This window comes from Mucilaginibacter sp., from assembly GCF_035492695.1.
Classification (GTDB): domain Bacteria; phylum Bacteroidota; class Bacteroidia; order Sphingobacteriales; family Sphingobacteriaceae; genus Mucilaginibacter.
In genome coordinates this window covers 17743-33425 of record NZ_DATJJC010000017.1, presented here as the reverse complement: position 1 = coordinate 33425, position 15683 = coordinate 17743, and the positions used below count along the sequence as shown (strand labels likewise).

General features: G+C 45.3%; 16 protein-coding genes. 7 read left to right on the top strand and 9 right to left on the bottom strand.

All coding sequences use genetic code 11. The features are described 5' to 3' along the window. Positions 1-9 precede the first annotated feature (9 nt). The 3 genes from recG to VL525_RS11110 all read left to right on the top strand — a co-directional run bounded on the left by recG (position 10) and on the right by VL525_RS11110 (position 4985). Entirely contained in the window at positions 10-2118 is a 2109-nt protein-coding gene (gene recG / locus VL525_RS11120; RefSeq protein WP_325386456.1) for an ATP-dependent DNA helicase RecG, read from the top strand. Positions 2119-2212: 94 nt separating this feature from the next. Next, the gene (locus VL525_RS11115; RefSeq protein WP_325386454.1) at positions 2213-3589 is read left to right on the top strand and encodes a M20/M25/M40 family metallo-hydrolase; all 1377 of its coding nucleotides are present in this window, start codon (positions 2213-2215) and stop codon (positions 3587-3589) included. A gap of 94 nt (positions 3590-3683) precedes the next feature. Further along, entirely contained in the window at positions 3684-4985 is a 1302-nt protein-coding gene (locus tag VL525_RS11110) for an MFS transporter (protein ID WP_325386452.1), read from the top strand. Here VL525_RS11110 and VL525_RS11105 read toward each other — a convergent pair. The 9 genes from VL525_RS11105 to rplM all read right to left on the bottom strand — a co-directional run bounded on the left by VL525_RS11105 (position 4980) and on the right by rplM (position 12422). Next, complete coding sequence (locus VL525_RS11105; protein ID WP_325386450.1) at positions 4980-5189, bottom strand: PLDc N-terminal domain-containing protein; 210 nt, start codon at positions 5187-5189, stop codon at positions 4980-4982. The two genes, VL525_RS11110 and VL525_RS11105, sit on opposite strands and share 6 nt — an antisense overlap. 18 nt (positions 5190-5207) lie before the next feature. Beyond that, positions 5208-6974, bottom strand: a complete 1767-nt coding sequence (locus tag VL525_RS11100) for an ABC transporter ATP-binding protein (protein WP_325386448.1) — start codon at positions 6972-6974, stop codon at positions 5208-5210. Between the two features lie 72 nt (positions 6975-7046). Next, entirely contained in the window at positions 7047-7610 is a 564-nt protein-coding gene (gene frr, locus VL525_RS11095; RefSeq protein ID WP_325386446.1) for a ribosome recycling factor, read from the bottom strand. Between the two features lie 111 nt (positions 7611-7721). Next, the gene (gene pyrH, locus VL525_RS11090; RefSeq protein WP_325386444.1) at positions 7722-8426 is read right to left on the bottom strand and encodes a UMP kinase; all 705 of its coding nucleotides are present in this window, start codon (positions 8424-8426) and stop codon (positions 7722-7724) included. Between the two features lie 56 nt (positions 8427-8482). Next, on the bottom strand, positions 8483-9595 hold the full coding sequence (gene nagA / locus VL525_RS11085; RefSeq protein WP_325386442.1) for an N-acetylglucosamine-6-phosphate deacetylase: 1113 nt from the start codon (positions 9593-9595) through the stop codon (positions 8483-8485). A 161-nt stretch (positions 9596-9756) separates the two neighbouring features. Beyond that, the gene (tsf, locus tag VL525_RS11080; RefSeq protein ID WP_325386440.1) at positions 9757-10608 is read right to left on the bottom strand and encodes a translation elongation factor Ts; all 852 of its coding nucleotides are present in this window, start codon (positions 10606-10608) and stop codon (positions 9757-9759) included. A gap of 83 nt (positions 10609-10691) precedes the next feature. Beyond that, entirely contained in the window at positions 10692-11555 is an 864-nt protein-coding gene (gene rpsB / locus VL525_RS11075) for a 30S ribosomal protein S2 (RefSeq protein WP_325386438.1), read from the bottom strand. Between the two features lie 18 nt (positions 11556-11573). Next, complete coding sequence (gene rpsI / locus VL525_RS11070) at positions 11574-11960, bottom strand: 30S ribosomal protein S9 (RefSeq protein WP_325386436.1); 387 nt, start codon at positions 11958-11960, stop codon at positions 11574-11576. 24 nt (positions 11961-11984) lie between these two features. Beyond that, entirely contained in the window at positions 11985-12422 is a 438-nt protein-coding gene (rplM, locus tag VL525_RS11065; RefSeq protein ID WP_147029805.1) for a 50S ribosomal protein L13, read from the bottom strand. Positions 12423-12655: 233 nt separating this feature from the next. Here rplM and VL525_RS11060 point away from each other — a divergent pair, with 233 nt between their 5' ends. The 4 genes from VL525_RS11060 to VL525_RS11045 all read left to right on the top strand — a co-directional run bounded on the left by VL525_RS11060 (position 12656) and on the right by VL525_RS11045 (position 15623). Continuing rightward, on the top strand, positions 12656-13117 hold the full coding sequence (locus VL525_RS11060) for a MaoC family dehydratase (protein ID WP_325386433.1): 462 nt from the start codon (positions 12656-12658) through the stop codon (positions 13115-13117). 44 nt (positions 13118-13161) lie between these two features. After that, a complete protein-coding gene (locus tag VL525_RS11055) occupies positions 13162-13809 on the top strand; it encodes a hypothetical protein (RefSeq protein ID WP_325386431.1) in 648 nt (215 codons plus the stop codon). Positions 13810-13876: 67 nt separating this feature from the next. After that, complete coding sequence (locus VL525_RS11050) at positions 13877-14524, top strand: hypothetical protein (protein WP_325386429.1); 648 nt, start codon at positions 13877-13879, stop codon at positions 14522-14524. A gap of 70 nt (positions 14525-14594) precedes the next feature. Beyond that, complete coding sequence (locus VL525_RS11045) at positions 14595-15623, top strand: LLM class flavin-dependent oxidoreductase (RefSeq protein ID WP_325386427.1); 1029 nt, start codon at positions 14595-14597, stop codon at positions 15621-15623. Positions 15624-15683: the final 60 nt, after the last annotated feature.

Sequence of the window (15683 nt, the reverse complement as noted above, 5' to 3'; positions counted from 1 at the left end):
TATCATCCGTTGAATCCGCAGGTATTCCAAACCCCGATAGAATTTCTGAAAGGCGTTGGCCTTAGCCGTGCCGGCGTGCTGAAAAAGGAGTTAGGCATAGCTACTTTTGGGGATCTGCTGAGACATTTTCCGTACAAACATATCGACCGTACACGTTTTTACAAGATCCGGGACATACAGCCAGAATTGCCTTATGTACAGGTGTTGGCCCGTGTAGCGCATTTTGAGATCGCAGGCGACAAGCGTACTAAACGGTTGATAGTGCAGGCCAAAGATGAAACCGGGGTAATGGAACTGGTTTGGTTCCAGGGGATAAAATGGATAGAAAAATACCTGGCTGTTGGCAAGGTATATGTGCTGTTTGGCAAACCCGGCATGTTTAATGGCAAGCCTCAAATGGCTCACCCCGAAATGGAACTTTATTCGCCTGCAGCTTTGAAACAAAAAGGAAATTTAACCCTTCAGCCTGCATACAGTTCGACAGAAAAGTTAAAACCATTTTCGTTAGATAGCAAGGGCATACAAAAATTAACGGCAGCGTTACTTGATCAATATGGCAGCGAGATACAGGAAAATCTACCACTGTATCTGCTGACTCAATTTAAGCTAATGGGACGCGCTGAAGCGTATCGCAACATGCATTTCCCTGATGATGCTGTTATGCTGAACGAAGCACAGCACCGGCTTAAGTTTGAGGAGCTTTTCCTCATCCAGCTTAAGCTGTTAAAAAATAAGCTGTTGCGCGTTCAAAAATTCAAGGGGCATGTGTTTGACAGCGTGGGCTATCATTTTAATACCTTTTATAAAGAACGCCTGCCTTTTCAGCTCACTAACTCCCAAAAAAAGGTATTAAAAGAGATAAGACAAGACACCCAGCGCGGTATACAAATGAACCGCCTGCTGCAGGGCGATGTAGGAAGCGGCAAAACCGTAGTGGCCCTGATGAGTATGCTTATTGCAATAGACAATGGTTTCCAGGCATGTATTATGGCGCCTACCGAAATATTGGCTAACCAGCATTATCAAACTATCAAAGGGCTTGTTGGAGAAGGTTTTATTGAAGTTGCCCTGCTTACGGGCTCTACTAAAAAAAAGGACAGGAATGTCTTGCACGAGAAACTGGAGAATGGTCAATTAAAAATATTGATCGGTACACATGCACTGATCGAGGACAAAGTACAGTTTCAAAACCTGGGTTTCGTAGTAATAGATGAGCAACACCGTTTTGGGGTTGAACAGCGCGCCCGGCTTTGGCGCAAAAACAATATTCCACCGCATATCCTGGTGATGACGGCTACACCTATCCCGCGTACATTAGCGATGACCCTTTACGGCGACCTTGATATTTCCGTCATCGATGAACTACCCGCCGGCAGAAAGCCTATCGAAACATTACACTTTTACGAAACGCAGCGCCTGCGGATGTTTGGTTTTATGAAACAGGAAATAGCCAAAGGGCGGCAAGTATATGTTGTATACCCGTTGATACAGGAAAGTGAGAAACTGGATCTGAAAAACCTGGAGGACGGTATCGAGATCATGCGGCGTGAATTCCCGATGCCGGATTACCAGATCAGTATTGTCCATGGAAAGATGCCTGCAAAGGACAAGGATTATGAAATGCAGCGTTTCGTAAAGCACGAAACGCAAATAATGGTGGCAACAACGGTTATTGAAGTTGGTGTTAACATCCCCAATGCTTCGGTGATGATCATTGAAAATGCCGAACGGTTTGGCTTGTCGCAACTGCACCAATTAAGGGGGCGGGTGGGCCGTGGCGCCGAACAATCTTTTTGCATCCTGATGAGCTCGCACAAGTTAAGTTATGACGGTAAGATCAGGCTTGAAACGATGGTACGGACTAATAACGGTTTTGAAATTTCGGAGATCGACCTGCAATTGCGTGGCCCCGGCAACATCGAAGGAACCCAACAGAGCGGTATCAACGAGCTGAAAGTGGCAGACCTGGTGGCGGATCAGCAATTATTGATACAAGTACGCAAATGTGTCGAGGCTATATTCGCCCGCGACCCGCAACTTTCACTTTCTGAACACCAGGTATTGCATCTTGCCTTCCTTGCAAAGAACGCGGGACTTAGCTGGGATAAAATATCTTAAGATCATTTTTTTTGCCGCATCACTGATTTAAATATGCTGATGCGATAATCTTCCTCAAAATATTACATTTGCCTAAACACTATTTCTTCTCAACATGAAACTGAAACTTACCCTTCTCACGCTCTTTATTTGTACAACCACGCTCATCAGGGCACAAGATTCGTTGATGCTGCGCAAGATATATGACGAAGGCCTGGTTAACGGCCGGGCTTACGAAAACCTGCATTACCTGTGTAAAAATATTGGCCAGCGCATAAGCGGTTCGGCAAATGCACAAAAAGCAGTGGAATGGAGTAAAAAGCTGATGGAAAGTTATGGGTTCGATCATGTTTTCCTGCAAGAGGTAATGGTCCCGCACTGGGTTCGCGGTGCCAAGGAACAAGGGGCAATAATTGATGGCAAAAACCGCATCCCGGTACATATCGTGGCCCTTGGCATGTCGGTCGCCACTCCGAAAAATGGGATTACCGCTGAAGTTATCGAGTTGCACAGCCTGAAACAATTGGATAGTCTTGGCGAAAGTAAACTTAAAGGAAAGATAGTTTTCTTTAATCGTCCGTTCGATCAGCGATTTATCGAAACATTCCGGGCCTATGGTACTGCCGGTGATCAGCGCAACCTTGGACCGGCTGCAGCGGCGAAATTTAAGGTTGCGGGGGTAATAGTACGATCACTCAGCAGCACAACCGACGACTACCCTCACACCGGTGCCACCCGTGTGGCATCTGATGGCAAAAATATCCCGGCTGCTGCAATATCTACTAAAGCAGCCGACCAATTGAGCCTCCTTCTGAAGAAAAATCCTTCGCTCAAATTCTATTTCAAACAAAACTGCCAAACACGCCCTGACACGCTGTCTTATAATGTTGTAGGTGAACTGACGGGAAGCGAAAATCCTAACAAATTTATCACAGTCGGCGGCCACCTCGACTCATGGGACCTGGCCGAAGGTGCGCATGATGACGGCACGGGCGTAATGGGTTCGTTAGAAGCGGTGCGTATTTTAAAGACATTGGGATATCGTCCGAAAAATACTGTCCGCGTTGTGTTTTTCATGAACGAAGAGAATGGCGACAAAGGCGGCATTAAATATGCCGAGCTTGCTGCACAAAATAAGGAAGAACACATAGCCGCCATTGAAAGCGACGCCGGTGGCTTTACGCCTCGGGGCTTTGGGTTTACGGGACTATCATCAGAACAGCTTAAAAACGTGGAGCAGTGGAAAAAACTTTTTTTCCCTTATGGATCTGAAAGACTTACGGCCGGTGGCGGCGGAAGCGATATTGAACCCCTGAAAGAAAAAACACCAGGAGTAATATTAATAGGTTTATCACCCGACCCGCAACGGTACTTTGACATTCACCATACGCCGAACGATGTATTTGAGAACGTGAACAAACGCGAGCTTGAATTGGGAGCCGCGTCTATGGCATCCCTCATCTACCTGATAGACCAGCACGGGTTCAATTGATTTGACATTGCAGAGACGCAAAATATTGCGTCTCTGCTGAATTTATATTATCGCATAATTGTAAATTGCGCCCCACCAACACTTATATCCGGCAGTGACCGACGAAGGAAACAGTCAACCCCCAAAAAAGGATTCATTTGAAGCCCTGCGATACAAGGACTTTCGCTCTTATCTGGGCATGCGGTTCTTTTTCACTTTTGCGTACCAGATGCAGACAACGGTACTCGGTTTTTATATTTATGAGCTCACACACAGCAAGATAGCTATAGCAATCATCGGCTTAAGTGAGGCCATTCCGGCCGTCGGCCTCGCGCTTTATGGAGGCTATATAGCGGATAAGTACGAAAAACGAAAAATGCTTTTGCTGGTATTTACGGGCGTACTCTTTTCATCGCTGGTGATGTTCCTGGTAACGCTTAAAGGTTTAAGCGGCTACGTACACACCGGCTGGATAGTGCCCATCCTGTATGCTATGATATTTTGTAATGGCGTAGCAAGGGCCTTTTATGGGCCTGCCACGTTTACTGTATATGCACATAGCATACCACGCGCAGTCTATCCAAATGGAGCAACCTGGAGTTCGCAAAGCTGGCAGATAGCTTCTATTCTTGGCCCGTTTACAGGCGGGTTTATCTATGCCTTTGCAGGTGGCATTACGGGAAACTTTATCGTGATATTGTTATTCCTACTGATAACGTTCGTGCTTGTTTACCGGCTTCGGAAATATCCACCCGTATTTATACCGAAAGAAAGTGTTTATAAAAGCCTAAAAGAAGGCATCCACTTTGTTTTCAACAGCAAGATGATGATCGGCGCTATGAGCCTCGATCTCTTTTCAGTCTTTTTTGGAGGCGCTGTAGCGCTGCTTCCTGTATTTGCTTTGGACATTTTACACGTTGGTTCAGAAGGGCTTGGTCTTATGCGCATGGCCTCGTCGTTAGGCGCCGCGTTAACAATGGCGGTAATGGCGCGCTTTTCTCCACTGGGTAAGCCCTGGCGCAACTTGCTTATAGCAGTTACTGGCTTTGGGCTGTGTATCATCGGGTTTGGTTTGTCCAGGAGTTTTATCCTGACGCTGATATTCCTTTTTGGGCAGGGAGCTTTTGATAGTGTTAGTGTCATTATCAGGGGGACGTTAGTTCAATTGCTAACGCCCGATCACATGCGCGGCCGTGTTTCCGCTGTAAACTCCATGTTCATTGGTTCATCAAATGAGATCGGCGACTTTGAATCGGGCATTGCGGCCAAATTGTTCGGGACAGTACCTGCGGTTCTTTTTGGCGGCACCATGACACTGCTGATTGTTACCGTCACCTGGTTAAAAACCAAAAGCTTGCTGCCGCTCAGGATCAGCGATATTCACACGGTTGAAGTTAAAGAGCCGGAACAGCTATAGTGTTTTAACGCTTCTCCAGAACAGGTAGGTCAGCGATCCGACTATGGGGACGACGATAATGATCACCACCCATAATATTTTCGAACCGCCATTAATAGCATGGGTGCGAAGTATGTTGACAAGCGAATAAAGGCTTAATGTAAGCCAAACAACGAGGAATATCAAGCCAAGCGTGCCGCCAAATGCGGATGTTATCAGGTACATTGCGTTGTCCTTTATTAATTAATAATCCTCATCTTCCGTTACCTTTTCGCCAATCTGCTGTCTCCACATGGCGTAATACAAGCCTTTTTGCAAAATTAGCTCAAGATGCTTGCCCGACTCCACTATTTTCCCCTTTTCAAGAACGTAGATGGTATCGGCGTGCATAATGGTAGATAAACGGTGGGCGATCAATATTGTTATATGATCTTTCAAAACCGAAACATCCCGGATGGTTTCGGTTATCTCTTCCTCAGTGATCGAATCAAGAGATGAAGTTGCCTCGTCGAATACCAGCAGGTCGGGACGCCGCAACAACGCCCTTGCTATTGATAACCGCTGCTTCTCGCCACCCGATACTTTTACACCGCCTTCGCCGATAACGGTATCCAAGCCTTGCGGCGCACGGGCCAGTAAGGTTTGGCAGGCGGCACGGTGCAAAGCTGTCATACATTCCTCGTCGGTTGCGCCGGGGCGCACAAATAATAGGTTTTCTCGAATGGAGCCGGAGAACAACTGCGTATCCTGGGTAACGAAACCGACACGTTCGCGAAGCTCGTCCAGGTCAATCTCTTTACCAGGGATATTATTATATAAGATAGTACCTTCAAGTGGCTGATAAAGCCCGACCAGCAATTTTACCAATGTCGTTTTTCCCGAACCCGAGGGGCCGACAAATGCAATGGTTTCGCCTGTACCTGCTTCAAAATTGATATTATTCAGGGCATTCCGACTGGCGGTTAAGTGCTTAAAACTCACATTGCTAAAAGATAATTTTTTGATCTCGTCCAGGTGTATCGGGTTTTCAGGCTTTGCTTCGATTGGAGTGCTTAATATCCGCTTGAAGTTTCCCAATGATACTTCTGCTTCCCGCCATGCCTGAATTACGGTGCCCAACTCCTGCAAGGGATTGAACAGGAAAAACGAATAAAATAAAAACATCAGGTAACTACCAGTAGTAAGGGAATCTTTGAAAATAAGCGCCAGCAAAATTACCACCATAATACTTCGCACCAGGTTAACCACAGTGCCTTGTACAAAGCTCATACTTCGCACGTATTTAACTTTGGTGAGCTCCAGGTCTAGTATCTTATAAGTGGTTTTATTCAGCCGTTCTATTTCCTGCTTGGCAAGCCCAAGGCTTTTTACCAGCTCAATATTTCTTAATGATTCAGTAGTTGAACCAGCAAGTGCAGTCGTTTGGGCCACTATCCGTTTCTGAATGGCTTTGATATTGCGGCTCAGTAGCATGCTAACTGTCATAATTATTGGCATCGCCCCAAGGTAAACCAGCGTAACCTGGTAGTTTATCTTGATGGACAGCACCATTACCATCACCATACCTACAAGGCTAACAAATAGCACACTGATAAATGACGTGATAAACTTCTCGCAATCCAAACGTACCTTTTGTAATATGCCTAAAGTTTCGCCGCTGCGTTGATCTTCAAATACCTGGAAAGGCAGTTCAAGCGAATGTTTCAAACCATCGGCGTACATACGGGCGCCTGTTTTTTGTACTATGATATTGGTAAAATAATCCTGGAAATTTTTAGCGATACGAGACACCATAGCCGCGCCAATAGCCAGTCCCACCAACCCAAGCGAACCATAAAAGCGCTGATCAAAAGTATAATGTTTATGATCGACCGGGACAACATATTTGTCAAAAATATTCCTGGTGATCAAAGGATCGAGGAGGGAAAAACCTATGTTAAACGCTGCAAGCACCAGGGCCAGCACTACCACCCAGCGGTGTCTTGATAAATATGATAAGAGTACCTTCATAACTAAAGCTAAAATAAAAAAAGGGAACGGCTTAAAAAGCGCATTCCCCTGATTTTGACAATAGTTTGGTCGTTACACTGTCATGATATCTTTTTCCTTTGCATCGGATAGCACATCTACTTTAGCTATAAATGAATCAGTCAATTTCTGAACTTCGCCTTCGCCAGTTTTCATTTCATCTTCCGAAACGCCTTCCGATTTTAGTTTCCTGATCTTTTCGTTAGCGTCTTTACGAATATTCCGGATGGCTATCTTGCCTGATTCAGCTTCGGCTTTAGCCTTCTTTACCAGGTCGCGGCGGCGCTCTTCAGTAAGCGGCGGCACGTTAATACGAATTATGACACCATCATTTTGAGGGTTAACGCCCAGGTTAGCTTCCATAATAGCCTTCTCTATCCCGCTCAACAGCGATTTTTCCCATGGCTGTATAACAATGGTACGCGCATCGGGTGTATTTACACTGCCTACCTGATTCAACGGAGTTGGCGTGCCGTAATAATCAACGGTAATATCGTCAAGCATGCTGGGGCTTGCCTTTCCGGCACGTATTTTCTGTAATTCGCCGTCGCAATGATCGATCGCTTTTTCCATTAAAGCGCGGGCGTCTGTAACTTGTTTCTTAATGAGTTCGCTCATCGTTTTAAAATTTGCAGTCAAAAATAGTAATTTAAGTAGAGTCAGGATTCAAGAACCAAAATATTTCCTGAATCAGTTATTGTCTTAACTCTGACTCTTGAATCCTGGTTTTTACTTCACGAGTGTCCCAATTGTCTCCCCCTGTGCAATCTTCAGGAAATTACCTGGCTTATTCATATCAAACACGATAATTGGTAGTTTATTTTCCTGGCAAAGTGTAAAAGCAGTCGTATCCATTACATTCAATCCCTTACCAATTACTTCAGCAAAGCTGATCTCATCATAACGGGTGGCCGTAGGATCTTTTTCCGGGTCGGCGGTGTAAATACCATCAACACGTGTGCCTTTTAATACCACATCAGCTTTTATTTCGATGGCCCTTAATGAGGCAGCAGTATCTGTAGTGAAATATGGGTTACCTGTACCGGCACCAAAGATCACGATCTTGCCTAATTCAAGGTGGTGCATAGCACGGCGGCGAATGTATGGTTCGCATATCTGCTCCATTTTAATGGCAGATTGCAGCCTGGTTTCGACCCCGACAGTTTCCAACGCGTTTTGTAAAGCCATACAATTGATCACAGTGGCCAGCATCCCCATATAGTCGGCCTGGGCGCGGTCCATGCCCGATTTTTCAGCGCTTAATCCTCGAAAAATATTACCTCCTCCAACAACAACTGCAACTTCTATCCCCGCGTCGTAAACGCTTTTGATATCATTTGCATATTGTAAAACCTGTTTATTATCGATACCGTATTGCCTGTCGCCCATCAGCGACTCGCCGCTCAATTTGAGGAGAATGCGTTTATATTTCATGCAGGGTAGTTTGTCAAAAATATTAATTTAAATTCAGTGTTAAAATTTTATGCCGATTAGTTTATGCGCTTGCCAGCCATAAATGTTCCCTCTAATTCAAAACTGTCGTTAAATACAGTAAAATCGGCATCAAACCCTGCCGCTACTTTCCCTTTGTTCAGTTTAGCCAGTTGGGCAGGATAAAGCGACGCCATATTAACGGACTCCGGCAAACTCATCTCAAAATGCTTCACACCGTTCTCAACACATTTCAGCATGGTAAGGCATGAACCCGATAATGTACCATCGCCGGCCAATACGTACCTGTCGCCGGTAAAGCGATGCTGGTATGGTCCGTGATGGCTTTCTGTTACGGAGTCCGTTATAAAGAAAAGCTTATCGCCCAATTCACGTTTGGCTAATCGCGCCATTACAAAATCAACATGGATACCATCCGGAACAATGCTGGTGTAAGGCCTTTCTTCAAATATGGCGGGAATATAGCCTGGGTCCCTGTGGTGCATCTGCGGCATCGCATTGTAGATGTGAGTTACCGCAGGTATAGGTTTATTCAGGAAGGCCTTACCTTCAGCATAAGTAGCATTGCTATGGCCTGATGACAAAATGATACCAGCGTTATGCATATAGTCGATCACCTCCTGGTCTTGCAATTCCGGTGCAATGGTCATCATCGTGATTACTCCATCGCCCATTTTAATCCATTTACGTACCAGTTCCAAAGATGCTTTTTGGATGAAATCCTTGTTATGCGCGCCGCGACGAACCGGGTTCAGGAACGGGCCTTCAAGATGCAGACCTAAAAAATTACCCTTGCGTTTGTCGCGGTACGATCTGCAAACCTGTATCGTCTGCTCGATAACCTCATTTGTATTAGTTGAAATAGTTGGAAAAAAGCCGATGGTTCCCTGGTCAAGCAGGTCATTCTCCATTTGCAGCAAAGTTGCTTCGTCAGTATCGATGCTGAGCAGCCGACCGCCACTGCCATACAGTTGAAGGTCCAAAAATCCCGGAGCAAGATAGTTGCCATGCAGATCGATCCTTTCGGCATCCGCTGGAATAACAGACTCATCTATTACATCAACGATTGTATTACCATCAAATAAAACGGCTTTGCCTTGGGTGATCTGTCCGTCCGATACTAACCGGAGATTGTGGAGGGCGTTTATCATAATTACAAATTTAATCAGCCCCGTATAAATCTGCCCTTTAGGGGAGATTTTTTAGTAAACTGTTCTATTACACCTGCAAAAGAAAGCCCTCCCTACCGGGGAGGGTTGGGTGGGGCTGCAAAAAAAATCCCCCTCATTTTTGTGAGGGGGATTTAAATATTTTAAGCTCCTAAAGCTACCCGCTTAAATGCGGTAACGGTTAAACCTTTATCGATGGTCCCCAGGAACTGGGCAACGGTTTTCGACGAGTCCTTTACGAACTCCTGGTTCAACAGGGTCGAGTCTTTGTAGAATTTGTTCAGCTTGCCGGCAGCTATCTTTTCAACCATTTCTTCCGGTTTGCCTTCAGCGCGGATCTGGTCTTTTGCTATTTCCAATTCGCGTTCAATTGTTGAAGCATCCACACCGTCCTTATCAACGGCGATAGGGTTCATGGCAGCAATTTGCATAGCCACGTCCTTGCCTGCTTCGTCCGCCCCGGCAACATTAGCGCTTAAAGCAACCAATACGCCCAAACGGAAATTACCGTGGATGTAAGCAACCACTTTTTCGCCTTCAACAACTTCATACTTAGACACACCTATTTTTTCACCTATTTTACCGGTCTTGTCGGTAATGGCATCAGCAATAGTAACCCTGCTGCTTTCAACATCGATAGACAGTTGGCCTAATGATTCAATGTCAGCCGGTTTATTTTCAACCGCTGCATTGGCTATTTCATTGGCAAAGGCTATAAATTCTGCATTCTTTGCTACGAAATCAGTTTCGCAATTAAGCTCGATGATGACACCGCGTTTACCATCTTCAGAAGTGCGCGCAATAACAACACCTTCGTTGGATTCGCGGTCCTGGCGGCTTGCAGCCACTTTAGCTCCTTTTTTTCTTAAGTAATCAATAGCTGCTTCAAAGTCGCCGTTAGTTTCGGTCAAAGCTTTCTTGCAATCCATCATTCCCGCACCTGTTTGCTGGCGCAGTTTATTTACATCAGATGCAGTTATTTGTAATGTAGACATTATATATTCCTTTTTAATGTTAAAAGTTGCAAGTTGTGAGTTGCAAGAAGCTTTCCTGCAACTCACAACTTACAACCTAAAAATTATTCTTCTGTTTTATCAGCAGCGGCCGGAGCTTCAGTTTCTGCTTCAGCAGCTACTTCTGTAACTCTCTTGCGTTTACCACCTTCGGCAGGCGCAGCAGCAGCTTCAGGTTTTGCCGTATCGGCTTTAGCTTTTGCAGCCGCAGCTTCTTTTTCTGCTTCGTCTTCTTTTTCGCGTTTACGCTCGTCCAAACCTTCCTCGATAGCTTTGATGATGATACCGGTGATCAAAGAGATCGATTTGGTTGCATCGTCGTTAGCGGGGATAGGGAAGTCGATGTTTGACGGGTCGGAGTTGGTATCAACCATTGCAAACGTAGGGATGTTCAGCTTTAAAGCTTCTGAAACCGCAATGTGCTCTTTCTTCACGTCGATCAGGAACAATGCAGCAGGCAAACGGTTAAGGTCCGCAATACCACCCAGCAATGTTTCCAGTTTGATACGCTCGCGCTGTATCATCAATCTTTCTTTTTTAGAAAGAATGCTGTAAGTGCCGTCCTTAGTCAATTTATCGATGTTTGACATCTTTTTGATCGACTTGCGCACGGTAGCAAAGTTAGTTAACATACCACCTAACCAACGTTCGGTTACGAAAGGCATGTTCACTGTTTTTGCGTAATCGGCTACGATATCTTTCGCTTGTTTCTTAGTAGCTACGAATAATACCTTGCGGCCCGATTTTACTATTTGTTTGATAGCTGAAGCAGCTTCTTCAACTTTGTTTAAAGTCTTGTTCAGGTCGATAATGTGGATACCATTACGTTCCATGAAAATGTACTGCGACATTTTCGGGTCCCATTTGCGGGTAAGGTGACCAAAGTGTACACCTGCATCCAGCAGATCCTGATATGTTGTTCTTGCCATTGTTTTGTCCTCCTTTGATTAACGTTTACTGAATTGGAATCTCTTGCGTGCTTTCTTGCGTCCTGGTTTCTTACGCTCAACCATACGGTCGTCGCGGGTCATGATACCTTTTGCGCGCAATGCCGGTTTCTTTTCAGCATCAAGTTCAACAATAGCTTTAGCAATAGCTAAACGAACGGCCTCAGCCTGTCCTTTTACACCACCGCCCGCTACATTCACTTTTACATCAAATTTACCTGTAGAGCCGGAAACTTCTACCGACTGGGTAACGATGTATTGTAAAGGTAGGGTAGGGAAATATTCTTTGTAATCTTTACCGTTAACGATAATAGCGCCGTTGCCATCGCTCAGATAGATGCGGGCAACTGCTGTTTTTCTTCTGCCTGAAGTGTTAGTTGTTGGCATTTTCTTTCTCCTTTAAATAAATAATTAAATGGCTTTCGGGTTTTGAGCTTGATGCGGGTGCTCGGCTCCGGCATACACATGCAGGTTGCCAAATAAGGCGCGGCCCAAACGATTTTTAGGTAACATACCGCGCACAGCTTTTTCAACTACACGCTCGGGATGCTTTGCCATTAACTCCTTAGGAGAAATGAAACGCTGACCACCTGGATAACCAGTGTACGAAACATATTGCTTGTCGGCAAATTTGTTCCCGGTCAGTTTTACCTTGTCTGCATTAATAACAATAACGTTATCTCCGCAGTCTACGTTCGGGGTGAACCCTGGCTTGTGTTTTCCTCTGATCATTGCAGCGATCTTAGAACACAAGCGCCCCAAAATCTCGCCCTGAGCGTCAACAACAACCCATTCTTTGTTAACGGTCTTTTTATTGGCTGAGACAGTTTTGTAACTTAACGTATTCACTTGCTTAAAATTAAATTAATAAAACGTTTATTATACCCCGTAATTTCGGGACTGCAAAGATACGGGAATTTGTTTAATTGTCAAGGCTTTTTTGGGATTACACCGATAGGGGATTTGATTGCACCGATTTTGTGTGTAATGCTTTATTTTATCGTCACTGTATGTAGCATTAAAAAGTTGGCAATATCTTCAGGTTTACTATTTTTACACCTTCCTAAAAATCCATTGATACTATGATCATCATACATAACTATACTGAATTTGAATCGCACCTGGGACAGGAACTTGGCGTATCCGACTGGCATACCATTACCCAGCAGCAGATAAACCAGTTTGCCGATGCCACTATCGATCATCAATGGATACATACCGATGTGGAACGGGCAAAAACCGAAGGGCCGTTTAAGAACACTATAGCCCATGGGTACCTGACCATGTCGCTGCTACCCTACTTCTGGCACCAGATAGCCGACGTACAAAATCTGAAAATGCAGATCAATTATGGCATCGAAAACTTCAAGTTCGGACAGGCGGTGGTGGTTGACAGCCGCGTACGGTTAAAAGCAAAACTTGCAGCCATTATCAATCTGCGTGGTATTACCAAAGCTACCATAGGTGTAGAAATGGAGATAGAAGGCGAAAAGAAACCTGCCTATACCGGCGAAGTGGTTTTCCTTTATCATTTTAATAATTAACGCGAAAACGTCTTTTAGTAAAGGTTTTTTGATAAATTTGCGTCATGAAAAAACCTATACTTATCCTTATTACAATTGCGGCAGTATATTTCTCTGGCTGTAAAAAATCAAGCAACGATCCTGCTCCCGGTAATTCAGACACCTACTTACCGCTGACATCAGGTACTACATGGACGTATAAAGACGTAGTCGGTGGATCGACAGGGACCGATATTATAACCCTAACTGGTGAATCTAAAACCATCAACGGTAAAAAATACTATGAGTTAACCGGTAATAAAAACGGAACATCAAGTGTCGGTTACTTTTACGTAGGCAATCATTCATACGCGATGCGAGCATCCGACCAGTCTGTAGGAATAACCATTGAGTTGCAATTGTCAAACGACGCCCAGCCCACCGGGTATACATGGACAACACATCCTACTGACAACGGCCTGGTAGAGGGTATACCTGCACAAACTATTAACACAATAATTGAGGCCGGGGCAACCAAAACGGTAAACGGGAAGTCGTATGACAATGTTATCCATACGCAGGTTACCTTACAATACAATGTTGGAGGAGGCTTTGAAACGGCTGCCGTTTATGACGTTTACATGGCCCGGGGCGTTGGAATGATCGAGATGGATAGCAGTGTAGGGGGGTTGGGATATGAGTCTCAAACACTTCAATCGTATACTATTAAATAAGCCGCTGGTTTTTAATTGTTTCGTCGGCCCGAATACGTATCTTTATCATTCACCCTTAATGGATTGAATGAAACGGGGCCTGTTTTACATAGTTACTTTTATTGCTTTTGGGTTCTGTAGCTGCAAAAAAGATAACAGCGCCAAACCATCTCCAGGCAGTTATCTTCCATTAACTAACGGTTCGACATGGAAATACCAGTACAGTTCTGACGGTGGCACCGCGGACACGCTTGTAATAACCATGACCGGTGGCAGCACCAGGATAAACGGCAAAACATATTATAACGCGGCGAGCGTATTCAGGCAAAACAGCAGCCTGGGTTATTTTTATGTTGGCAACCATATTTATGCCACGCGGACTATTGACGGTGTTAGCCCCGCGATAGAATTGCAGCTTTTAAATGATACGGCTTCAGTTGGCTATCAATGGATAACTCAACCGACTGATAACGGCAAGATAGGCGGCAAGCTGGCCCGCACTGTAAACAGCATCCAAGAGAAGAATATCGAACGCATAATCCAGGGGAAAACATTTACCGACGTTACCCACACGCAGGTGCTGCTTCAATATGATTCCAACGATGGGTATGGCTATCAAACCACCGTCACTTACGATTTTTACCTTGCCAAAGGCGTTGGGCTGATAGAGAACGACGCCAACACGCTGAATGTTCTTTACGAGACAGAGACGCTTTTTGATTATACAATCAGGTAGACACCGTTTGCCCAAATCTTTACATTCCCTCCACAACTCCTTCTGTAATTTTGTGTCTTTAGGTTGATCTATGAATACAAAACAAATACGCCTCAGTGTGCTCGACCAATCGCCGGTACGCAAGGGCGTAACTGCCGAACAGGCCGTTAAGGAAACTATTGAATTAGCTAAATATACCGACCGGCTTGGCTACACCCGTTTCTGGATATCAGAACACCATAACACCGGCAGTTTGGCAGGCTCTACTCCGGAGGTCTTATTAGCCTACCTGGGCAGCCAAACCCACAATATCCGTATCGGATCGGGCGGAGTGATGATGCCTAACCACAGCACACTCAAGGTAGCTGAAAATTTCCGGATGCTGGAGGCGCTGTTCCCCGGCCGGGTTGACCTGGGTATGGGGCGTGCACCAGGTACCGACAGGTTGACGGCTTCGGTATTAAACCCATCCAACCAATTTGGCCCGCAGGATTTTGTCAACCAACTGTATGATCTGACAAATTACTTCCACGATCGTGGTGAGCCGGGTACGCCGCAGTCAAAAATAAGGGCCATACCGCAGGTACAAACCGTCCCGCATATGTGGCTGTTAAGTTCGAGCGGCGAGAGCGGCTTGTTTGCGGCGCATTTTGGCATGGGGTTGTCGTTTGCTCATTTTATTAATCCTATCGGGGGTCCGCAGGCTGTGGCGGCGTATCGTGAACGTTTTAAATCCTCCGAAGACCAGGCCGAACCGGCTGCCAGTGTAGCCATTTTTGTTTTCTGTTCGGAAGACGAGGAAAAGATAAGGCGGCACCAGGCTGTAATGGATTTTCGCTTTAACCAGTTTGAACAGGGCAAAGGTATAGTGCCGATAGCTTATGACGATGTAAAAGACGTTACCTATACCATTAACGAGCAGGAGCGCATTATGCATAACCGCAAACGCGTTATCGCCGGTACGCCTGTTCAGTTGAAAGAAAAGTTAACCAAACTGGCAGAGGAATATGATGTCGAAGAGATCATCGCCGTAACTATCACCGAGGATTTTGGCGACAGGCTGGAATCGTATAGACTGCTGGCGGAGCAATTTGGGTTGGAAAAAGCGATTAGTGATTAGAGACTTGTGATTAGTCGCTTATCCCGACCACCATGTTTACATTCCCATCGGATTTAAAGA